This window comes from Escherichia sp. AM3 (assembly GCF_032029835.1).
Taxonomy (GTDB): Bacteria; Pseudomonadota; Gammaproteobacteria; order Enterobacterales; family Enterobacteriaceae; genus Escherichia; species Escherichia coli.
The window spans coordinates 1-21,507 of record NZ_JAVUPQ010000027.1; the positions used below are offsets into that span (position 1 = coordinate 1).

19 protein-coding genes are annotated in these 21,507 nt (G+C 52.7%); 9 read left to right on the forward strand and 10 right to left on the reverse strand.

What is annotated here, in order from left to right; genetic code table 11:
- From RTW80_RS31350 to RTW80_RS12075, 6 genes are all read left to right on the forward strand, one after another.
- Positions 1 to 61: IS1 family transposase (locus RTW80_RS31350; RefSeq protein ID WP_071528444.1), on the forward strand; the 61-nt coding region annotated here is incomplete at its 5' end.
- 365 nt (positions 62 to 426) lie between these two features.
- Positions 427 to 1,515: an ATP-binding protein gene (locus RTW80_RS12055; protein WP_001300974.1), complete on the forward strand. Its 1,089-nt coding sequence runs from the start codon at positions 427 to 429 to the stop codon at positions 1,513 to 1,515.
- Between the two features lie 10 nt (positions 1,516 to 1,525).
- On the forward strand, positions 1,526 to 3,805 hold the full coding sequence (locus RTW80_RS12060; RefSeq protein ID WP_032247677.1) for a DUF5682 family protein: 2,280 nt from the start codon (positions 1,526 to 1,528) through the stop codon (positions 3,803 to 3,805).
- On the forward strand, positions 3,798 to 4,934 hold the full coding sequence (locus RTW80_RS12065; RefSeq protein ID WP_001351788.1) for a vWA domain-containing protein: 1,137 nt from the start codon (positions 3,798 to 3,800) through the stop codon (positions 4,932 to 4,934). Before RTW80_RS12060 ends, RTW80_RS12065 begins: the two co-directional genes overlap by 8 nt.
- Entirely contained in the window at positions 4,931 to 6,931 is a 2,001-nt protein-coding gene (locus RTW80_RS12070; protein ID WP_012135922.1) for an SWIM zinc finger family protein, read from the forward strand. Before RTW80_RS12065 ends, RTW80_RS12070 begins: the two co-directional genes overlap by 4 nt.
- Positions 6,932 to 7,055: 124 nt before the next feature.
- Complete coding sequence (locus RTW80_RS12075) at positions 7,056 to 7,517, forward strand: YehR family lipoprotein (RefSeq protein WP_001295429.1); 462 nt, start codon at positions 7,056 to 7,058, stop codon at positions 7,515 to 7,517.
- 40 nt (positions 7,518 to 7,557) lie between these two features.
- Here the strand turns inward: RTW80_RS12075 and RTW80_RS12080 are convergent, their stop codons facing one another.
- From RTW80_RS12080 to btsS, 3 genes are read right to left on the reverse strand one after another with little or no spacing between them, the layout of a single operon-like run.
- Positions 7,558 to 8,028, reverse strand: a complete 471-nt coding sequence (locus tag RTW80_RS12080) for a DUF1456 family protein (RefSeq protein ID WP_001295430.1) — start codon at positions 8,026 to 8,028, stop codon at positions 7,558 to 7,560.
- Between the two features lie 46 nt (positions 8,029 to 8,074).
- Complete coding sequence (gene btsR, locus RTW80_RS12085; RefSeq protein ID WP_000598641.1) at positions 8,075 to 8,794, reverse strand: two-component system response regulator BtsR; 720 nt, start codon at positions 8,792 to 8,794, stop codon at positions 8,075 to 8,077.
- The gene (gene btsS / locus RTW80_RS12090) at positions 8,791 to 10,476 is read right to left on the reverse strand and encodes a two-component regulatory system sensor histidine kinase BtsS (RefSeq protein WP_001295431.1); all 1,686 of its coding nucleotides are present in this window, start codon (positions 10,474 to 10,476) and stop codon (positions 8,791 to 8,793) included. Before btsS ends, btsR begins: the two co-directional genes overlap by 4 nt.
- 221 nt (positions 10,477 to 10,697) lie before the next feature.
- Between btsS and mlrA the strand changes: the two genes are divergently transcribed.
- Both mlrA and RTW80_RS12100 read left to right on the forward strand, forming a co-directional pair.
- Positions 10,698 to 11,429: an HTH-type transcriptional regulator MlrA gene (mlrA, locus tag RTW80_RS12095; protein WP_001240401.1), complete on the forward strand. Its 732-nt coding sequence runs from the start codon at positions 10,698 to 10,700 to the stop codon at positions 11,427 to 11,429.
- A 59-nt stretch (positions 11,430 to 11,488) separates the two neighbouring features.
- Positions 11,489 to 11,596, forward strand: a complete 108-nt coding sequence (locus RTW80_RS12100) for a protein YohO (protein WP_001216963.1) — start codon at positions 11,489 to 11,491, stop codon at positions 11,594 to 11,596.
- On the opposite strand, the gene yehW is transcribed toward RTW80_RS12100, so the two are convergent.
- The 5 genes from yehW to bglX all read right to left on the reverse strand — a co-directional run bounded on the left by yehW (position 11,577) and on the right by bglX (position 17,862).
- Positions 11,577 to 12,308 carry a glycine betaine ABC transporter permease YehW gene (gene yehW / locus RTW80_RS12105; protein WP_000783120.1) on the reverse strand — a complete coding sequence of 244 codons (732 nt, stop codon included), beginning with the start codon at positions 12,306 to 12,308 and terminating at the stop codon, positions 11,577 to 11,579. The two genes, RTW80_RS12100 and yehW, sit on opposite strands and share 20 nt — an antisense overlap.
- A 4-nt stretch (positions 12,309 to 12,312) precedes the next feature.
- The gene (yehX, locus tag RTW80_RS12110; RefSeq protein ID WP_000569357.1) at positions 12,313 to 13,239 is read right to left on the reverse strand and encodes a glycine betaine ABC transporter ATP binding protein YehX; all 927 of its coding nucleotides are present in this window, start codon (positions 13,237 to 13,239) and stop codon (positions 12,313 to 12,315) included.
- A complete protein-coding gene (gene yehY / locus RTW80_RS12115) occupies positions 13,232 to 14,389 on the reverse strand; it encodes a glycine betaine ABC transporter permease YehY (RefSeq protein ID WP_000220833.1) in 1,158 nt (385 codons plus the stop codon). Before yehY ends, yehX begins: the two co-directional genes overlap by 8 nt.
- A 6-nt stretch (positions 14,390 to 14,395) precedes the next feature.
- Positions 14,396 to 15,313 carry a glycine betaine ABC transporter substrate-binding protein OsmF gene (gene osmF, locus RTW80_RS12120; protein ID WP_001130308.1) on the reverse strand — a complete coding sequence of 306 codons (918 nt, stop codon included), beginning with the start codon at positions 15,311 to 15,313 and terminating at the stop codon, positions 14,396 to 14,398.
- Between the two features lie 251 nt (positions 15,314 to 15,564).
- A complete protein-coding gene (gene bglX, locus RTW80_RS12125) occupies positions 15,565 to 17,862 on the reverse strand; it encodes a beta-glucosidase BglX (protein WP_000871504.1) in 2,298 nt (765 codons plus the stop codon).
- 195 nt (positions 17,863 to 18,057) lie between these two features.
- Between bglX and dld the strand changes: the two genes are divergently transcribed.
- Positions 18,058 to 19,773 (forward strand): D-lactate dehydrogenase, encoded by a 1,716-nt coding sequence (gene dld, locus RTW80_RS12130; RefSeq protein ID WP_000097392.1) that lies wholly within the window; start codon positions 18,058 to 18,060, stop codon positions 19,771 to 19,773.
- A 37-nt stretch (positions 19,774 to 19,810) separates the two neighbouring features.
- Here dld and pbpG read toward each other — a convergent pair whose 3' ends face one another.
- Entirely contained in the window at positions 19,811 to 20,743 is a 933-nt protein-coding gene (gene pbpG, locus RTW80_RS12135; RefSeq protein ID WP_001295432.1) for a D-alanyl-D-alanine endopeptidase, read from the reverse strand.
- A 173-nt stretch (positions 20,744 to 20,916) separates the two neighbouring features.
- Complete coding sequence (locus RTW80_RS12140) at positions 20,917 to 21,504, reverse strand: Yip1 family protein (RefSeq protein WP_001295454.1); 588 nt, start codon at positions 21,502 to 21,504, stop codon at positions 20,917 to 20,919.
- Positions 21,505 to 21,507 lie beyond the last annotated feature (3 nt).

Below are 21,507 nucleotides of genomic sequence, written 5' to 3' on the forward strand. Positions count from 1 at the left end.
ATCGGTGGAGCTGCATGACAAAGTCATCGGGCATTATCTGAACATAAAACACTATCAATAAGTTGGAGTCATTACCTTAATCGTGAACTACAGAATATATTCAACCAAGAAATAGAATAATATACTCTAAATAATTCAAATTGGTCCGATCCGGCGCAACGTCCCAATGGCCTGGATTATAAATCTCATTATCTTAATTGCAACGGGGTCCAGCCGTGGTTATAATTCGTTCGTTGGAACACGATGTTGCACAGGCTGTGGTGTTAGGCCTGAAAATAGTAAATAAAAGAACCTGCCTCACCAGCAGGTTTTTTTATTTACTGTGATCTGCTTTCCAGATATTTTTCGCTCAAACAACTAATGCGCCAAACATTTATTGCGCGTAAAATATCGTTTATTTCATTAATACATTTCAGGGATGAATATATGTCACCGCAGAATAATCATCTGCAGCGTCCGCCTGCTGCTGTGTTATACGCCGATGAACTGGCAAAATTAAAACAAAATGATAACGCACCTTGCCCGCCCGGTTGGCAGTTAAGTTTGCCTGCGGCCCGTGCTTTTATCCTTGGCGACGAAGCGCAAAATATCAGCCGTAAAGTGGTGATTAGCCCCTCCGCTGTCGAACGTATGTTAGTCACTCTTGCTACCGGCCGCGGTTTGATGTTGGTGGGGGAACCGGGTACCGCAAAATCTCTTCTTTCTGAATTACTGGCAACCGCTATTAGCGGCGATGCCGGGTTAACCATCCAGGGCGGGGCATCTACCACCGAAGATCAAATCAAGTATGGCTGGAACTACGCCCTGCTTATCAATCATGGTCCGTCAACGGAAGCGCTGGTCCCTGCCCCGCTTTATCAGGGAATGCGCGACGGCAAAATCGTCCGTTTCGAAGAGATAACGCGTACACCGCTGGAAGTGCAGGACTGTCTGTTAGGTATGCTTTCTGACAGGGTGATGACGGTGCCGGAACTCACTGGTGAAGCCAGTCAGCTCTATGCGCGAGAAGGCTTTAATATTATTGCCACTGCCAATACCCGCGATCGCGGCGTCAATGAAATGAGTGCTGCGCTAAAGCGTCGCTTCGATTTTGAAACGGTTTTTCCGATTATGGATTTCGCCCAGGAGTTGGAACTGGTCGCCAGTGCTTCGGCGCGTTTGCTGGCCCATAGCGGTATTCCGCATAAAGTGCCTGACGCGGTACTGGAATTACTGGTCCGCACCTTCCGCGATCTGCGTGCCAACGGCGAAAAGAAAACGTCAATGGATACACTGACAGCGATTATGTCCACCGCTGAAGCCGTGAACGTGGCCCATGCTGTGGGCGTCCGCGCCTGGTTTTTAGCGAATCGCGCGGGGGAGCCTGCCGACCTGGTGGAATGTATTGCCGGAACCATCGTCAAAGATAACGAAGAAGATCGCGCGCGTCTGCGCCGTTACTTCGAACAGCGTGTCGCCACACATAAAGAAGCTCACTGGCAGGCTTATTATCAAGCCCGCCACCGCCTGCCGTGAGGAAAGATGCATGAGCGAGCCGTTAATTGTCGGCATCCGGCATCATAGTCCGGCCTGCGCCCGGCTGGTGAAATCGTTAATCGAAAGCCAGCGGCCACGATACGTGTTGATTGAAGGCCCGGCTGATTTTAATGACCGGGTAGACGAACTGTTTTTAGCCCACCAGCTTCCGGTAGCTATTTACAGTTATTGCCAGTATCAGGACGGTGCAGCCCCCGGGCGTGGTGCCTGGACGCCATTTGCTGAATTTTCGCCGGAGTGGCAGGCGCTACAAGCCGCACGTCGCATTCAGGCACAAACTTACTTCATCGATTTGCCTTGCTGGGCGCAGAGTGAAGAAGAGGACGATTCGCCTGATACGCAAGATGAAAGCCAGGCCTTACTGCTGCGTGCCACCCGCATGGATAACAGCGATACCCTGTGGGATCACTTGTTCGAAGATGAAAGCCAGCAAACTGCATTACCCTCTGCGCTGGCGCACTATTTTGCCCAACTGCGGGGCGACGCCTCCGGCGATGCGCTCAATCGTCAGCGCGAAGCCTTTATGGCCCGCTGGATTGGATGGGCGATGCAGCAAAATAATGGCGACGTGTTAGTTGTCTGCGGTGGCTGGCACGCTCCGGCACTGGCAAAGATGTGGCGCGAATGCCCTCAGAAAATTAACAAGCCAGAATTGCCCTCGCTGGCAGATGCCGTTACAGGTTGTTATCTCACACCCTACAGTGAAAAGCGCCTTGATGTGCTGGCAGGATACCTTTCAGGAATGCCTGCCCCGGTATGGCAAAACTGGTGCTGGCCGTGGGGCTTGCAGAAGGCCGGTGAACAACTGCTAAAAACTATCCTTACCCGTTTGCGCCAGCACAAATTGCCCGCTTCTACCGCGGATATGGCTGCCGCTCATCTGCATGCGATGGCGCTGGCACAGTTGCGCGGTCATACACTACCGTTACGCACTGACTGGCTGGATGCCATAGCAGGCTCGCTGATTAAAGAAGCCCTGAACGCGCCGTTGCCGTGGAGCTATCGCGGCGTTATTCATCCCGATACCGATCCGATTCTGCTAACGTTGATAGACACATTAGCGGGTGACGGATTCGGTAAACTTGCCCCTTCTACGCCACAACCGCCTCTGCCAAAAGATGTCACCTGCGAACTGGAACGTACCGCAATCTCCCTTCCGGCGGAGCTTACCTTAAATCGCTTTACCCCCGATGGGCTGGCGCAAAGTCAGGTGTTACATCGGCTGGCAATACTGGAGATCCCTGGGATTGTACGCCAGCAGGGAAGTACACTGACACTTGCAGGCAACGGTGAAGAACGCTGGAAATTAACCCGCCCGCTTAGCCAGCATGCGGCATTGATTGAGGCCGCCTGTTTTGGTGCCACACTCCAGGAAGCCGCACGCAATAAATTAGAAGCCGATATGCTGGACGCGGGCGGAATCGGCAGTATCACCACATGTCTTAGCCAGGCGGCGTTAGCGGGTCTGGCGTCCTTCAGTCAACAATTACTGGAGCAACTCACACTATTAATCGCCCAGGAAAATCAATTTGCCGAAATGGGCCAGGCGCTGGAAGTGCTATATGCCTTATGGCGGCTGGATGAAATTAGCGGTATGCAAGGCGCGCAGATATTACAAACGACGTTATGCGCGGCTATCGATCGCACGCTGTGGCTGTGTGAATCTAACGGCAGACCGGATGAAAAGGAGTTTCACGCTCACCTGCATAGCTGGCAAGCGCTTTGCCATATCCTGCGCGATCTACATAGCGGCGTTAATTTACCCGGCGTTTCTCTTTCTGCGGCGGTAGCCTTACTGGAGCGACGCAGTCAGGCGATTCATGCCCCGGCGCTGGATCGCGGCGCGGCTCTTGGCGCACTAATGCGTCTGGAACATCCCAACGCCAGTGCCGAAGCGGCGCTGACGATGCTGGCGCAGTTATCCCCGGCACAATCCGGTGAGGCGCTGCACGGTTTGCTGGCATTAGCCCGTCATCAACTGGCCTGTCAACCTGCATTTATCGCCGGTTTCAGCAGTCATTTAAATCAACTAAGTGACGACGATTTTATTAACGCCCTGCCCGATTTACGCGCGGCAATGGCCTGGCTACCGCCACGAGAACGCGGGACGCTGGCGCATCAGGTGCTTGAGCATTACCAGCTTGCGCAGCTTCCTGTTTCAGCGCTGCAAATGCCGTTGCATTGTCCACCACAGGCCATTGCACATCATCAACAACTCGAACAGCAGGCACTGGCATCGCTGCAACACTGGGGAGTTTTCCATGTCTGAACTGAACGATCTTCTGACCACCCGTGAGCTACAACGCTGGCGATTAATTCTTGGCGAAGCGGCAGAAACGACGCTTTGTGGGCTGGATGACAACGCCCGGCAGATAGACCACGCGCTGGAATGGCTGTATGGGCGCGATCCTGAACGGCTCCAGCGTGGTGAACGCTCCGGTGGATTAGGTGGCTCAAATCTCACCACCCCTGAGTGGATCAACAGTATTCACACGCTGTTTCCGCAACAGGTGATTGAGCGGCTGGAAAGCGATGCCGTACTGCGCTATGGCATTGAAGATGTGGTGACGAATCTCGACGTGCTGGAACGTATGCAGCCTTCTGAAAGCCTGCTACGCGCCGTTTTGCATACCAAACATCTGATGAACCCCGAAGTACTGGCTACCGCCCGCCGGATAGTGCGCCAGGTTGTTGAAGAAATTATGGCTCGACTGGCAAAGGAAGTTCGTCAGGCTTTTTCTGGTGTCCGCGATCGCCGTCGCCGCTCATCTATTCCACTGGCGCGAAACTTTGATTTCAAAAGTACTCTACGCGCCAACCTGCAACACTGGCACCCACAACACGGCAAGTTGTATATCGAATCCCCCCGCTTTAACAGCCGCATTAAACGCCAAAGCGAACAATGGCAACTGGTCTTACTGGTTGATCAAAGCGGCTCGATGGTCGATTCGGTGATCCACTCTGCGGTGATGGCGGCCTGTTTATGGCAGTTACCCGGCATTCGTACCCATCTGGTCGCTTTTGACACCAGTGTGGTTGATCTCACGGCAGACGTTGCCGATCCGGTAGAGTTATTAATGAAAGTGCAATTAGGCGGCGGAACCAATATCGCCAGTGCCGTGGAGTATGGTCGGCAACTTATTGAACAACCAGCGAAAAGCGTCATTATCCTCGTGAGCGATTTTTACGAAGGGGGTTCATCATCATTACTGACGCATCAGGTGAAAAAGTGTGTCCAGAGCGGCATCAAAGTGCTGGGACTGGCAGCGCTCGATAGCACAGCAACACCTTGCTATGACCACGATACGGCCCAGGCGCTGGTAAATGTCGGCGCACAAATAGCCGCCATGACACCGGGCGAGCTGGCATCATGGCTTGCGGAGAATCTTCAGTCATGAATTCACTACGTCCGGAATTATTAGAACTGACACCGCAGGCCCTGACGGCGTTAAGCAATGCCGGTTTTGTTAAGCGCAGTCTTAAGGAACTGGAAAATGGCAACGTCCCGGAAATCAGCCATGAGAACGGCGCTTTAATCGCCACCTTCAGTGACGGTGTCCGTACCCAGCTGGCGAACGGCCAGGCACTGAAAGAGGCTCAGTGCAGCTGCGGGGCCAGCGGTATGTGCCGTCATCACGTGATGCTGGTGTTAAGTTATCAACGACTTTGTGCTACCGCCCAGCCTACGGGAAAAGAAGAGGAATGGGATCCGGCAATCTGGCTGGAAGAACTGGCTACCCTTCCCGATGCCACCCGCAAACGCGCACAGGCGCTGGTCGCTAAAGGCATCACCATTGAGTTGTTCTGTGCGCCGGGTGAAATTCCCTCTGCCCGCTTACCGATGAGCGATGTGCGTTTTTATTCCCGCAGCAGTATTCGTTTCGCCCGTTGTGATTGTATTGAAGGCACACTTTGCGAACATGTCGTACTGGCTGTGCAGGCCTTCGTCGAGGCCAAAACTCAGCAAGCGGAATTTAACCATTTGATCTGGCAGATGCGCAGCGAACACGTCACATCATCTGACGATCCGTTTGCCAGCGAAGAAGGCAAAACGTGTCGTCAATATGTTCAGCAATTAAGCCAGGCATTATGGCTGAGCGGCATCAGCCAGCCGCTTATTCACTACGAGGCCGCTTTCAGCCGCGCGCAGCAAGCGGCGGAACGCTGCAACTGGCGATGGGTGAGTGAATCGCTACGGCAACTGCGCGCCAGCGTTGATGCCTTCCACGCCCGCGCAAGCCATTATCATGCCGGAGAATGCTTGTGTCAGCTTGCGGCATTAAACAGTCGATTAAATTGCGCACACGAAATGGCGCAGCGCGACAGTGTTGGTGAAATTCCTCCCATGCCGTGGCGCACGGTCGTTGGCGCAGGCATTGCCGGAGAAGCAAAGCTTGATCATCTGCGGCTGGTGTCTTTAGGTATGCGTTGCTGGCAGGATATTGAGCATTATGGTTTACGCATCTGGTTTACCGATCCCGACACCGGCAGTATTTTGCACCTTTCGCGCAGTTGGCCGCGAAGCGAACAGGAAAACTCACCGGCAGCTACGCGTCGGCTGTTTAGTTTTCAGGCTGGCGCACTGGCGGGTGGGCAAATTGTTTCACAAGCAGCAAAACGCAGTGCCGATGGCGAGCTGCTGTTAGCTACCCGCAACCGCTTAAGCAGCGTTGTGCCGCTGTCGCCTGATGCCTGGCAAATGTTGAGCGCGCCGTTACGCCAGCCGGGCATTGTGGCTTTGCGGGAATATTTACGCCAGCGTCCCCCCGCCTGCATACGGCCTCTTAATCAGGTCGATAACTTATTTATTCTGCCGGTCGCTGAGTGTATTTCGCTCGGTTGGGATAGCAGCCGCCAGACGCTGGATGCGCAGGTCATTAGCGGCGAAGGTGAAGATAATCTGCTGACGTTATCACTGCCAGCCTCAGCCAGCGCGCCTTATGCCGTTGAACGCATGGCGGCGCTTTTGCAACAAACAGAGGACCCCGTGTGTCTGGTTTCTGGCTTTGTCAGTTTTGTAGAGGGGCAATTGACACTGGAACCACAGGTAATGATGACAAAGACTCGTGCCTGGGCGCTGGACGCTGAAACTGCGCCTGTGGCACCGCTACCTTCTGCCAGCGTTTTGCCTGTGCCGTCTACTGCTCATCAGTTGCTGATACGCTGCCAGGCGTTACTTATTCAACTGCTCCATAACGGCTGGCGCTATCAGGAACAAAGTGCTATTGGTCAGGCAGAGTTGCTGGCGAATGACCTCACCGCCGTGGGTTTTTATCGGCTGGCACATGTGTTGGGACAATTTCGTAATACAGAAAGCGAGGCACGGGTAGAAGCAATGAATAACGTTGTTTTGCTTTGCGAACAATTATTCCCCATGCTTCAGCAACAAGGATGAAATAGTGCTTTTTACTAAGAGTTCTACTCCAGTTCCGGACTGCTCACGCCACGGTATTAGGCATATCCTATATAGCCCCTGGTGAGAGTCACCAGTTCCTTGATTAAATAAAATGGAGTTTTACATGAAGGCTTTCAATAAGCTGTTTTCCCTTGTTGTTGCATCTGTTCTGGTTTTCTCTCTTGCTGGCTGCGGTGACAAAGAAGAATCGAAGAAATTCAGCGCCAATCTGAACGGCACTGAAATTGCCATTACCTATGTCTACAAAGGTGACAAGGTGCTTAAGCAATCTTCTGAAACCAAAATTCAATTTGCCTCCATAGGTGCTACCACCAAAGAAGATGCTGCCAAGACACTTGAGCCGTTAAGCGCCAAATACAAAAACATCGCGGGTGTTGAAGAAAAATTAACCTATACCGATACCTACGCGCAGGAAAACGTGACTATCGATATGGAAAAAGTGGATTTTAAAGCCCTGCAGGGTATTTCAGGAATCAACGTTTCTGCTGAAGATGCCAAAAAAGGTATCACTATGGCGCAAATGGAACTGGTGATGAAAGCCGCTGGTTTTAAAGAAGTGAAATAATCTGTCGGCGGCCATGTTTCGCATGGCCGCCATACCCGTCTTAGCTTTTCTTCACATGCTGGCGCGCTGCCAGTCCACGCAGAAAATAACGTAAAAATTGATCGCCGCATTCGCGGAAGTTTTTATGATCCGGTGCACGCATCATCGCCGTAATTTCCGGCATCGAAACGCGGAACTGCTGTTCGGTGAGGATCGCCAGAATGTCATCGGTTTTCAGCGAAAACGCGATGCGTAATTTTTTCAGCACGATGTTGTTATTAATGCGACGTTCCGGCTCCAGTGCCGGAGCAGACTCATCCTTGCCGCGTTTTTCATAAATCAGGCCATTGAGGAATGACGACAAAACAATGTCCGGACAACGCTGAAAACCCTCTTCGTCTTCTTTACGTAGCCAGACGGCGATCTGTTCCGCGGTGGCTTCGACATTACCCAGCGCCAGAATACGCACCAGGTCATTATTATTGGCTTTCAAAATGTAGCGCACGCTGCGCAGAATATCGTTACTTAGCATGAGGCCTTCAGGTGTTGATGAGGCAAAAAGCCATTTTAGCAGTCTTTTACAGGCCAATCGCCTCTTTTAAGCTTTTCAGATAACGGCGGCTGACCGGCACGGTTAAGCCATTACGCAAAATCAACTCGGCCTGGCCGTTATCTTCCAGACGAATCTCCTGTAAATGCGCGAGGTTAACCAGATACTGACGATGGCAGCGCAGTAGTGGTGTACGACTTTCCAGGGTACGTAATGTCAATTCGGTAAAGCCCTCTTTCCCTTCGTGGCTGGTAACGTAGACACCGCTCATCCGACTGCTGACAAATGCCACATCTTTCATTTGCAGCAAATAAATCCGACTATGCCCAGTACAAGGGATAAATTTCAGCGCCTGTTGATTTTCTGGTAACAGCGAAACATCCTGCTTGCTGCGTTCCTGCCGCAAACGCGCCAGCGTTTTCTCCAGTCGCGCTTCATCAATTGGCTTCAGCAGATAATCAAAGGCGTGTTCTTCAAAGGCTTTAATGGCGTATTCGTCAAACGCGGTGAGAAAAACAATATACGGACGATGTTCCGGGTCGAGCATCCCCACCATTTCCAGACCACTGATGCGCGGCATCTGGATATCGAGAAACAGCACATCCGGGCGCAGTTTATGCACCGCGCCGATCCCTTCCACGGCGTTTGAACACTCACCAACGATTTCAATATCGCTCTGCTCCTGCAAAAATACGCGCAGGTTCTCCCGTGCTAACGGTTCATCATCGACAATTAAGACTTTAATCATGCCTCGTCCCTCCATGGTAGTCGTAACGTTATTCGGGTGTAACTATCAGGCTCACAGGCGACGCTTATCCCATAGTCATCGCCAAACCGTTCACGTAAACGCTTATCCACCAGATTCATCCCCAGCCCACTGGCATTGGTTACCGGTTGATACAAACCGGCATTGTCTTCGATCTCCAGCATTAAATGTTGCCCCTCACGTCGGGCGCTGATTGCCACTCGCCCTGTATCCAGCAGTTGTGATGTCCCATGTTTAATGGCGTTTTCCACTATCGGTTGCAGGGTAAACGCGGGCAATTGCTGCTGGGATAATTCTTGCGGAATAGCAATGTTGACCTGCAACCGCGACTGGAAGCGCGCCTTTTCAATTTGCAGATAAGCATTCACATGTTCAATTTCGTCGGCGAGAGTAACAAACTCCGAAGGCCGCTTTAAGTTTTTGCGGAAAAAAGTGGAAAGATACTGCACCAGCTGGCTGGCCTGTTCGCTGTCGCGACGGATCACCGCTTTAATGGTGTTAAGCGCATTAAACAAAAAATGGGGATTCACCTGGGCGTGAAGCAGTTTGATCTCTGACTGGGTGAGCATCGCTTTTTGCCGCTCATATTGCCCGGCAAGGATCTGCGCCGAAAGCAGTTGCGCAATCCCCTCACCCAACGTGCGGTTGATTGAACTGAATAAACGGTTTTTGGCTTCATACAATTTGATGGTGCCCATCACCCGCTGATTTTCACCACGCAACGGAATTACCAGCGTCGACCCCAGTTTGCATTGCGGATGCAAAGAGCAACGGTAAGGTACTTCGTTGCCATCAGCGTAGACCACTTCACCGGTTTCAATCGCTTTTAAGGTATAAGTCGAAGAAATCGGTTTGCCGGGTAAATGGTGGTCGTCACCAATTCCGGTAAAGGCTAGCAATTTCTCTCGATCGGTAATCGCGACTGCACCAATATCCAGCTCCTGATACAGCACCTGTGCCACTTTCATGCTGTTCACTTCGTTAAACCCCTGGCGCAAAATGCCTTCCGTCGAGGCCGCCACTTTCAGCGCAGTGGCAGAAAAAGCTGAAGTGTATTTTTCAAACATCGCGCGTTTATCGAGCAATATACGCATAAACAGCGCCGCGCCGACGGTATTGGTGACCATCATTGGCGCAGCAATATTACTCACCAGACGTACCGCATCTTCATAAGGTCGGGCGATCGCCAGGATGATCAACATTTGCACCATTTCAGCGACGAACGTGACGGCACCGGCGGTAATGGGGTTAAAGACTTTATCAGTGCGCCCGCGACGGATCAGAATGCTGTGTACCAGGCCGCCGAGCAATCCTTCAACGATGGTTGAGATCATGCAACTTAGCGCGGTCATGCCCCCCATCGAATATCGATGTAAGCCGCCGGTCAGACCAACCAGCCCACCGACGACCGGACCGCCGAGTAAGCCGCCCATTACCGCGCCTATCGCACGGGTATTGGCAATAGAATCGTCAATGTGCAACCCAAACCAGGTGCCCATGATGCAGAAGATGGAAAAGACGATGTAGCAGAGAAATTTATGCGGCAGACGAACCGTGACCTGCATTAACGGTATGAATAATGGCGTTTTACTCATTAACCACGCAATGACTAAAAAAACGCACATCTGCTGAAGCAGCAGCAACACCAGATTAAAATCGTACATACCCGCAAACCACACTTCCCTTTAAAACGCGTAACATACATTGCCTGCGTTTAACTTTCTTTGAACTCTTGCAGAAAAATGAGAATTCGTGAGTACGATCACTCAAAATCGCCTGGCAAAAATAAAATCACCCTATAGATGCACAAAAAACGGGCAAAACTACCTGGTTCGCAAAACTGCGTCTAAAGTTAAACCGGGACCTCGCGAGCAAGGGTGAGACGATGGCGCTTTACACAATTGGTGAAGTGGCGTTGCTTTGTGATATTAATCCTGTCACGTTACGCGCGTGGCAGAGGCGTTACGGATTGCTGAAACCGCAACGGACAGACGGCGGTCATCGGCTGTTCAACGATGCCGATATTGACCGGATCCGCGAGATCAAACGCTGGATCGACAACGGCGTGCAGGTCAGCAAAGTTAAAATGCTGCTCAGTAATGAAAATGTTGATGTGCAGAACGGCTGGCGCGATCAGCAAGAAACATTACTGACTTACCTGCAAAGCGGCAATCTACATAGCCTGCGAACGTGGATCAAAGAGCGCGGTCAGGATTACCCCGCCCAGACACTCACCACACATCTGTTTATTCCTCTGCGCCGACGGCTTCAGTGCCAACAACCGACTCTCCAGGCGCTGCTGGCGATCCTCGACGGCGTACTGATCAACTACATCGCCATTTGTCTGGCTTCGGCACGTAAAAAACAGGGTAAAGATGCGCTGGTGGTTGGCTGGAATATTCAGGATACCACCCGTCTGTGGCTGGAGGGCTGGATTGCCAGTCAACAAGGATGGCGCATTGATGTCCTCGCCCACTCGCTCAATCAACTACGCCCTGAACTATTCGAAGGCCGTACATTGCTGGTGTGGTGCGGTGAAAATCGAACCTCCGCCCAACAGCAGCAACTCACCAGTTGGCAAGAACAAGGCCATGATATTTTCCCACTCGGCATTTAATGATTCGTTAACAAATGCGCTTTACTGTACAATCCTTTCGTTAACATAAGGAGTGCATTATGCGCATAGCTAAAATTGGGGTCATCGCCCTGTTCCTGTTTATGGCGTTAGGCGGAATTGGTGGCGTCATGCTCGCAGGTTATACCTTTATTTTGCGTGCTGGCTAAGCGCCTGCACCAGCCTTTCAAACAGGCGGTCTGCGATGATCGCCGCCAGTGCCACCAGTAACGCCCCCTGGATCACATACGCGGTATTAAATCCGCTAAGCCCGATGATGATGGGCGTACCCAGCGTGCTGGCCCCTACCGTTGAGGCGATCGTCGCCGTACCAATGTTGATAATCACCGAAGTTCGCACGCCCGCCAGAATCACCGGAGCCGCCAGCGGTAGCTCGACCTTACGCAGTCGCTGACCACGACTCATTCCCATACCTTTCGCAACTTCTGTCACGCTGGCATCAATCGCTCCCAGCCCGGCAAGTGTCGCCTGCAGGACGGGCAGCACACCGTAAAGGATCAAGGCGATAATCGCTGGTTGCAGACCAAAGCCGATCACCGGAACGGCGATCGCCAGCACTGCGACGGGCGGAAAAGTCTGTCCAACGGCGGCAATAGTTTCCACCAGTGGGCGAAATTCCGCGCCCCACGGGCGAGTGACAGCAATTCCGGCACCAGTGCCAATGATCACCGCAAACAAACTCGAAATTCCCACCAGCCAGAAATGAGCCAGTGCCAGAGCTGCAAAACTTTCTTGCTGATAAACGGGTCGTGGCAGTTGTGGGAACAAGGCAGCAAACAGCGGCTGGCTGTAAGGCAGCCAGAAAATCAGCGCCACAAACAGAGCAATGAGCCAGAACAGCGGATCGCGCAACATCTTCATACGCTTACGCCTCCACCAGCAGATCCTGAAAATGCAGCGTGCCGCAAGGCTGGCCCTGCATGTTCACCACCGGCAGCACCTCGCATCCCCGCGCAACAAACAGAGAGAGCGCATCGCGTAGCGTCATCTCTTCTGCCAGTGCCTCACCATCTGCTCGTTCTTCGCGACGCACGTAATCCGCCACACTACGTAACGAAAGCAGGCGCACACCCAGTTCACTACGTCCAAAAAACTGGCGGACAAAATCATTCGCCGGACGAGTCAGCATCGTCAGCGGATTGCCCTGCTGCACTACTTCACCGTGATCCATCAATACCAGATGTTCTGCCAGCCGTAGCGCCTCATCAATATCATGAGTGACCAGCACAATGGTACGCCCCAGCAAACGGTGAATGCGCGTCATCTCTTGTTGCAACGCGCCGCGCGTTACCGGGTCCAGTGCGCCAAAAGGTTCATCCATTAGTAAGACTTGCGGATCGGCAGCCAGTGCACGCGCCACTCCCACACGTTGCTGCTGACCACCGGAAAGCTGATGCGGATAACGCTCACGCAAATTTGACTCCAGCCCCAGTAGCGCCATTAATTCGTCGATACGATCGTCAATCCGCGCCCGCGACCATTTTTGTAATTGCGGCACGGTAGCGATGTTTTGCGCCACGCTCCAGTGGGGGAACAGGCCAATAGATTGAATGGCATAGCCCATCCGGCGGCGCAACTCCAGTACTGGCAGCGAGCGAATTTCTTCTCCGGCAAAGCGGATCACTCCGCTGTCATGCTCCACCAGGCGGTTAATCATTTTCAGGGTGGTGGATTTGCCGGAGCCAGATGTGCCAATCAGCACCGAAAAACTCCCTTCCTGAAAATTGAGATTGAGATCGTTAACGGCTTTTTGTGCGCCGAACAGTTTGCTGACATGGCTAAATTCAATCATTACGTTTCACCTTCAGCAGTGCGATAAGCAAATCGAACAGCGCGTCGGTAAGCACCGCCAGAACAATTACCGGGATCACCCCCAGCAACACTAAATCAATGGCGCTGCTTAGCAGCCCCTGGAAAACCAGCGCACCAAAACCGCCTGCGCCGATTAACGCCGCAATCACCGCCATACCTACAGTTTGCACCATCACCACCCGCAGGCTGCGCAGAAATACCGGTAACGCCAGTGGTAACTGAACATGCAGGAATCGCCGCGCCCCGCTCATGCCCATCGCTCTGGCGCTCTCCAGCACATCGCGCGGGATCTGGTTCAAGCCGACTACCACGCCGCGCACCAGCGGCAGCAAGGCATAGAGCACCAGCGCAATCAGTGCGGGTGTCATTCCGGTTCCTGCTATGCCGAGCTTCCCCAGCCACGGAAAGGCCGTCACCAGCGCGGCAAGCGGCGCAATCAACAGGCCAAAGAGCGCCACCGAAGGCACGGTCTGAATGACATTGAGCAGAGAAAAAATTGCCCCCTGCCGAGCAGTGGAAAAGTAGCACCAGATGCCCAACGGCACACCAATCACTAACGCAGGCAGCACCGCACCAAACAGCAACGTCAGATGTTGTGCCAGCGCGTCGTCAAACACATCCTGACGGTTGGCGTATTCTTTCATTAGTGAGAGATCGTTAAGCGTGCCGGAGTACAGCAACCACAGCGGAATAATGGCAATCTGCATATGCAACAACCAGCGCCACAGCGGATGCGTGGAGATTCGGCGGATGGCATCGCTACAGGCCAGCAATGCCAGCGCCGCAGCCAGCCAGAAACCACTGCCGAGGCTGGTACGCGCCAGCGCACTGCCATTTTGCGCCAGTTGGGTCGCCGCCTTTCCAGCTCCCCACACCAGCAATACGAAGACGAATTGCGCCAGAATGAGTGCACAAATGCTGCCTTTTTTACCGGGAATAAAACAGGCCGTCAGCCAGGCGCAACCAACGCCCACCAGCATCCAGATCGTTTGCGGCCACAGCTGCCAGAGATGACGCCCCTCACCCGAAACTAAACGATTAGGCGCGTAACTGATAAACGGCAGCGCCGCTGCGATTGCCGTCAGCAACAGCAGCAGCGCCAGAACAGGATTAATACGGAAATAAGTCACGGGAAATTACTTCGTCCACCCTTTTTGTTTCAGGTAGTCGGCAGCCACTTTTTTGGCATCCAGTCCTTCCACAGCAATGCTGGCATTCAGTTGCTGCAATGTTTTTGCATCGAGGCTGGCGAAGACTGGCTGTAGCCACTGTGCCATTTGCGGATACTCCCTCAACACCGACTCACGCACCACTGGTGCAGGCGCGTAGATAGGTTGCACACCTTGCGGATCGCTTAAGGTTTGCAGCCCCAGCGCCGCTACCGGGCCGTCAGTGCCGTAAGCCATTGCAGCATTAACGCCAGAGGTTTGCTGGGCAGCGGCTTTGATCGTCACCGCCGTGTCGCCACCAGCCAGTGACAGCAACTGATCCTGACCGAGCTTAAAGCCATAGGCTTTTTCAAACGCGGGTAACGCATCGGCGCGTTCGATAAACTCTGCCGAGGCTGCCAGTTTGAAGGTGCCGCCCTCTTGCAGATAACGACTCAGGTCGGCAAGCGAAGTGAGTTTATTTTTCTCTGCCACATCCTGACGCACGGCGATAGTCCAGGTGTTATTTGCAGGCGCGGGCGTCAGCCAGATTAACTTGTTGTGCTCCGAATCGAGCTTTTTGACTTTCTCGTAACCTTGCTGCGCGTTTTTCCACGCTGCATCGTTTTCATCTTTAAAGAAGAAAGCGCCATTGCCGGTATATTCCGGATAGATATCCAGTTCACCGGAAGTAATCGCCCCGCGCACCACAGGAGTCGTTCCGAGTTGCACTTTATTCACCGTCGGTACGCCGTGGCTTTCCAGCACCTGCAAAATGATATTGCCGAGTAGCGCACCTTCGGTATCGATTTTTGAACCGACTTTAACGGGGGAAGCCGCCTGTAGCGGCAGGCTCACGGCTGCCAACATAACCAGTGAACCTGCCCAGAGCTTTAAGAGTGGCATGATGCTTTCCTCATTCTTTTACTGTTGTTTTCAGCGAATTAAGAGAAAAGCATAGTTGATAATGGCGGGGTTAGCTTGAGCGGAAGGATTCAGTTGCAGAATCAGATAAATACTTAAGAGGCATATTCGGTCCGGCGTTTCCTGCCGGATGCGGCGCGAGCGCCTTATCCGGCCTACAAAGGGCGAAAATTCAGCAAGTTAAGATATGAACATCAGGCAAAGGGCGCAAACGTCGCGCCCTTACAAAAGCATTACAGCAACTCAAACTCGCCTTTCTTAACGCGTGCGGAATCAGTGCCGATAAAGACATTGAACTTGCCAGGCTCGGCGTCATATTTCATCTGTTGATTCCAGAACTTCAGCGCCTCAATATCAATCGGGAAGCTGACGGTCTGAGTTTCGCCCGGCTTCAGGGTGATTTTCTCAAAGCCTTTCAGCTGTTTCACAGGGCGACTCATGGAAGCCGTCACATCCTGCAAGTACATCTGCACTACCGTGGCACCCTCGCGCTTACCGGTGTTCGTCACCTGCACGCTGGCCGTCACTTTGCCGTCACGCTTCATGGTCGGCGCAGAAAGTTTCACATCAGAGACGGTGAAAGTGGTATAGCTCAGACCATAGCCGAACGGATAAAGCGCCCCGTTAGCTTCATCAAAATAACGCGAAGTGTATTTGTTCGGCTTGTCGGCATTATACGGACGACCGGTGTTCAGATGGCTGTAGTACACCGGGATCTGCCCGACAGAACGCGGGAAGGACATCGGCAGCTTGCCGGACGGGTTGTAATCGCCAAACAACACATCGGCAATTGCATTACCGCCTTCAGTCCCCGCAAACCAGGTTTCCAGAATCGCATCAGCCTGCTGATCTTCTTTCACCAGCGCTAGCGGACGCCCGTTCATAAGCACCAGCACCAGCGGTTTACCGGTGGCTTTCAGCGCCGCAATCAAGTCACGTTGGCTTTGCGGAATAGTGATATCGGTCCGGCTGGAGGCTTCGTGCGCCATCCCCTGTGCTTCACCGACTACAGCCACCACCACATCAGATTGTTTCGCCGTCTGCACCGCTTCATCAATCATCTCTTGCGGCGAACGCGGATCGACTTTGACCGCTTCTTCATACTGATTCAGGAAATCGATAATGCCTTTGTCACTGGTAACGTTCGCCCCTTTGGCATACAGCACTTTACCGTTTTCACCGACGGCATTTTTAATCCCGGTCAGTACGGTCACGGATTGATCGGCAACACCGGCTGCGGACCAGCTGCCCATCACGTCACGTTTACTGTCCGCCAGTGGCCCAACCACCGCAATGGTGGCCGATTTTTTCAGCGGTAACGTTTCGAGACGGTTTTTCAGCAACACCAAGCTTTCGCGCGCCACTTCACGCGCTTCTTTACGGTGCAGGCGGCTTTCGGCATTGGTATCCACCGGGTCAGACTCTTTCGGCCCCAAATGGCTGTATGGGTCGTTAAACAACCCCATATCATATTTAACGTTCAGTACATGGCGGGCAGCATCGTCCAGCTCTGCCATCGTCACTTTGCCGGATTTAATCAACCCAGGCAGATACTTCGAGTAGTACTCGTCGCTCATGCTCATGTTGATTCCGGATTTCAGCGCCACGCGCACCGCATCTTCCGGGTCTGCCGCCGTGCCATGTTTAATCAGCTCTTTGATTGCACCGTGATCGGAAACGGTGATGCCTTTAAAGCCCCACTGGTCGCGCAGAACATCTTTCAGCAGCCAGGAATCGGAGGTGGCTGGCGTGCCGTTCAGCGAGTTCAGCGCCACCATCACCGCGCCGCTGCCTGCGTCCAGCCCCGCTTTGTACGGCGGCATATAATCATTAAACAGGCGCTGCGGACTCATATCGACGGTGTTGTACTCTTTACCGCCTTCTACCGCGCCGTATGCGGCAAAGTGTTTGACGCTGGTCATCACCGAGTAGCGATCTGCCGGGCTTTTACCCTGCATCGCTTCCACCATGGTTTTACCCATTGTTGAGGTGAGATACGTATCTTCGCCAAAACCTTCGGAAGCACGTCCCCAGCGCGGATCGCGCGAGACATCGACCATCGGTGCCCAGGTCATATTCAGGCCATCATCTGCCGCTTCATAAGCAGAGACACGTCCGACCGTTTTCACTGCATCGAGGTTAAAAGACGAGGCCAGACCGAGGCTAATCGGGAACACCGTGCGCTGACCGTGCAGCACGTCGTAAGCAAAGAAAAGAGGAATTTTCAGGCGGCTTAATTCCATCACCTGATCCTGCATGGCGCGGATATCCTGACGGGTTACGGTGTTGAAAATCGCCCCAACCTGACCGTCTTTGATCATCTCGCGGATCGCCTCTTTCGGGTTATCCGGGCCGACACTGATTAAGCGCAGCTGACCAATTTTCTCATCAACTGTCATTTTCTTAAGCAGTTCGGTGACGAACGCATCCCGCGCTTCGGGCGTTAATGGATGGTTGCCGAATAAATCATCCGCCAGTGCTGGCTGCAGGGCCAGACTCACCGCGATTCCTACTGAACATAGCCATTTCATATGGATTTTTCTTCCTCTGTTGCCCGACGAGGCAGCGAAAATGGTGCAAAAACCGTAGTTTGCCATAAGCATGATGGAGAGAGAAAAAGAATGCTCAGTTTATTGTCTGAATTTTCAAAATATTCACTCGCTGAATTGTCATACAAGGCGCTATTCTAGTTTGTGATATTTTTTCGCCACCACAAGGAGTGGAAAATGTCTTCCATGACAACAACTGATAATAAAGCCTTTTTGAATGAACTTGCCCGTCTGGTCGGTCATTCACACCTGCTCACCGATCCCGCAAAAACGGCCCGCTATCGCAAGGGCTTCCGTTCTGGTCAGGGCGACGCGCTGGCTGTCGTTTTCCCTGGCTCACTACTGGAATTGTGGCGGGTGCTGAAAGCCTGCGTCACCGCCGACAAAATTATTCTGATGCAGGCTGCCAATACAGGCCTGACCGAAGGATCGACGCCAAACGGTAACGGCTATGATCGCGATATCGTGATCATCAGCACCCTGCGTCTCGACAAGCTGCACGTTCTTGGCAAGGGCGAACAGGTGCTGGCCTATCCGGGCACCACGCTCTATTCGCTGGAAAAAGCCCTCAAACCGCTGGGACGCGAACCGCACTCAGTGATTGGATCATCGTGTATAGGCGCATCGGTCATCGGCGGTATTTGTAACAACTCCGGCGGCTCGCTGGTGCAACGTGGCCCGGCGTATACCGAAATGTCGTTATTCGCGCGTATAAATGAAGACGGCAAACTGACGCTGGTGAACCATCTGGGGATTGATCTGGGCGAAACGCCGGAGCAGATCCTTAGCAAGCTGGATGATGATCGCATCAAAGATGACGATGTGCGTCACGATGGTCGTCACGCCCACGATTATGACTATGTCCACCGCGTTCGTGATATTGAAGCCGACACGCCCGCACGTTATAACGCCGATCCTGATCGGTTATTTGAATCTTCTGGTTGCGCCGGGAAGCTGGCGGTCTTTGCAGTACGTCTTGATACCTTCGAAGCGGAAAAAAATCAGCAGGTGTTTTATATCGGCACCAACCAGCCGGAAGTGCTGACCGAAATCCGCCGTCATATTCTGGCTAACTTCGAAAATCTGCCGGTTGCCGGGGAATATATGCACCGGGATATCTACGATATTGCGGAAAAATACGGCAAAGACACCTTCCTGATGATTGATAAGTTAGGCACCGACAAGATGCCGTTCTTCTTTAATCTCAAGGGACGCACCGATGCGATGCTGGAGAAAGTGAAATTCTTCCGTCCGCATTTTACTGACCGTGCGATGCAAAAATTCGGTCACCTGTTCCCCAGCCATTTACCGCCGCGCATGAAAAACTGGCGCGATAAATACGAGCATCATCTGCTGTTAAAAATGGCGGGCGATGGCGTGGGCGAAGCCAAATCGTGGCTGGTGGATTATTTCAAACAGGCCGAAGGCGATTTCTTTGTCTGTACGCCGGAGGAAGGCAGCAAAGCGTTTTTACACCGTTTCGCCGCTGCGGGCGCAGCAATTCGTTATCAGGCGGTGCATTCCGATGAAGTCGAAGACATTCTGGCGTTGGATATCGCTCTGCGGCGTAACGACACCGAGTGGTATGAGCATTTACCGCCGGAGATCGACAGCCAGCTGGTGCACAAGCTCTATTACGGCCATTTTATGTGCTATGTCTTCCATCAGGATTACATAGTGAAAAAAGGCGTGGATGTGCATGCGTTAAAAGAACAGATGCTGGAACTGCTACAGCAGCGCGGCGCGCAGTACCCTGCCGAGCATAACGTCGGTCATTTGTATAAAGCACCGGAGACGTTGCAGAAGTTCTATCGCGAGAACGATCCGACCAACAGCATGAATCCGGGGATCGGTAAAACCAGTAAACGGAAAAACTGGCAGGAAGTGGAGTAAAAATTACGGATGGCAGAGTATCGCCATCCGAATTCACTTAATCGTTCTGTGCCGTCTGCCCCGCCGCCGCCATTTGGGCGGCTTTTTGTTTTTTATAGCTCAACGCTGCTGCCGGCACAGGCATCACTTTACCGGTTTCAATCCAGGTACGCAGGCGGCTGGCATCGGCAAAATGGGTATATTTGCCAAACGCGTCCATCACTACCAGCGCCACCGGTTTATTATTGATAACCGTACGCATCACCAGACAATGGCCCGCCGCATTGGTAAAGCCGGTTTTGGTTAACTGAATATTCCAGTTATCGCGATACACCAGATGATTAGTATTGCGGAACGGCAGCGTATACGTCGGATTAGAGAAGGTTGCCATATCTTCCCGGGTAGTACTTAACTGCCCGATCAACGGATATTGTTTGCTGGCAATGAGCAGTTTGGTTAAGTCACGGGCAGTTGAAACGTTATGCACCGACAATCCGGTAGGTTCAACAAAGCGCGTGTTGTTCATTCCGAGCGATTTCGCTTTCGCATTCATTGCCTTAATAAAGGCTTTGTAACCACCGGGATAATGGTGCGCAAGGCTTGCCGCCGCGCGGTTTTCTGAAGACATCAGCGCCAGCAACAGCATATCTTTACGGCTGATTTCGCTATTCAGTCGTACGCGCGAATAGACCCCTTTCATCTCCGGCGTCTGGCTGATATCCACTTTTAGTTTTTCATCCAGCGGCAGTCGTGCATCCAGCACAACCATCGCGGTCATTAATTTGCTGATAGACGCAATCGGACGCACCAGATCCGGGTGGTTCGAATAGATCACTTTGTTGGTATTCAGATCAACAATCATCGCGCTACCGGAGGCAATTTCCGGTTGTGAAGCGGTGGTAGCGGCTGCCGTTTTCGCAACGGCCTGCGGTGCCAAAGGCACAGCCAGCATCAGGGCCAGGCTAAATAAAGAAACTCGAAATTTCGGCATGATGAGCATTCAGATAGTGGTTCACGCGCACGGGTTGCGCACCGCCGGAGTAAGGATTTACTGAGGCTAGCGACGCCATCATAACGAGCAAAAAGTGCGATCGTCAAAGGAGAATCGTGAGGAAATGCTGCATTGCTGACATTTACGCCAGCAATGCAACGTCAAAGAACTTTCTAGAACAAACGATAACCGTAGCCCCATAGTATAACGGTTAGGGCGAGCAGCACTTCCAGTACCAGCACGCCAATCGCCAGCGTCGAACTAGAGAAGCTAAGGCCTTCCTCTTTGTTGATATTCAGGAAGCTCGGAATACCAAGGTAAAGCAGGTAGCCGGTGTAAAACAGCGCCACCGTGCCGACCAGCGCACACAACCAGACCAGTGGATAAAGCGCCACCAGACCGCTTAAAAACAGCGGAGTTGCAACGTAGCCCGCGAAGACCATGCAGTGCGCAAGTGACGGACGCTGCGGATAATTACGCGCCATCCACCAGATGACCCGCCCCATTACCGCAACCCCAGCCAGCATAACGCCATAAAACAGGACAGCCAGCGCCAGTCCGGTAAACCAGGATAACTTCAGGATAGTGCCATCGCCAAAATTCCAGCCAATCTGTGTAGTGCCAATGAAGGCGCAAATCACCGGAATCGCCGCCATCAGCAAAACGTGGTGGGTGTAATGGTGAGAAATCGTTTCGTTTTCGCGATTAATCACCTGCATTTCACGATCGGGATGGGAAAACAGTCCCCAGACATGGCTCATACC

Coding starts and splice junctions, on each gene's coding strand:
- RTW80_RS12055 (WP_001300974.1), top strand. CDS start 427: ATGTCACCGCAGAATAATCATCTGCAGCGTCCGCCTGCTGCTGTGTTA.
- RTW80_RS12060 (WP_032247677.1), top strand. CDS start 1,526: ATGAGCGAGCCGTTAATTGTCGGCATCCGGCATCATAGTCCGGCCTGC.
- RTW80_RS12065 (WP_001351788.1), top strand. CDS start 3,798: ATGTCTGAACTGAACGATCTTCTGACCACCCGTGAGCTACAACGCTGG.
- RTW80_RS12070 (WP_012135922.1), top strand. CDS start 4,931: ATGAATTCACTACGTCCGGAATTATTAGAACTGACACCGCAGGCCCTG.
- RTW80_RS12075 (WP_001295429.1), top strand. CDS start 7,056: ATGAAGGCTTTCAATAAGCTGTTTTCCCTTGTTGTTGCATCTGTTCTG.
- RTW80_RS12080 (WP_001295430.1), bottom strand. CDS start 8,028: ATGCTAAGTAACGATATTCTGCGCAGCGTGCGCTACATTTTGAAAGCC.
- btsR (WP_000598641.1), bottom strand. CDS start 8,794: ATGATTAAAGTCTTAATTGTCGATGATGAACCGTTAGCACGGGAGAAC.
- btsS (WP_001295431.1), bottom strand. CDS start 10,476: ATGTACGATTTTAATCTGGTGTTGCTGCTGCTTCAGCAGATGTGCGTT.
- mlrA (WP_001240401.1), top strand. CDS start 10,698: ATGGCGCTTTACACAATTGGTGAAGTGGCGTTGCTTTGTGATATTAAT.
- RTW80_RS12100 (WP_001216963.1), top strand. CDS start 11,489: ATGCGCATAGCTAAAATTGGGGTCATCGCCCTGTTCCTGTTTATGGCG.
- yehW (WP_000783120.1), bottom strand. CDS start 12,308: ATGAAGATGTTGCGCGATCCGCTGTTCTGGCTCATTGCTCTGTTTGTG.
- yehX (WP_000569357.1), bottom strand. CDS start 13,239: ATGATTGAATTTAGCCATGTCAGCAAACTGTTCGGCGCACAAAAAGCC.
- osmF (WP_001130308.1), bottom strand. CDS start 15,313: ATGCCACTCTTAAAGCTCTGGGCAGGTTCACTGGTTATGTTGGCAGCC.
- bglX (WP_000871504.1), bottom strand. CDS start 17,862: ATGAAATGGCTATGTTCAGTAGGAATCGCGGTGAGTCTGGCCCTGCAG.
- dld (WP_000097392.1), top strand. CDS start 18,058: ATGTCTTCCATGACAACAACTGATAATAAAGCCTTTTTGAATGAACTT.
- pbpG (WP_001295432.1), bottom strand. CDS start 20,743: ATGCCGAAATTTCGAGTTTCTTTATTTAGCCTGGCCCTGATGCTGGCT.
- RTW80_RS12140 (WP_001295454.1), bottom strand. CDS start 21,504: ATGAGCCATGTCTGGGGACTGTTTTCCCATCCCGATCGTGAAATGCAG.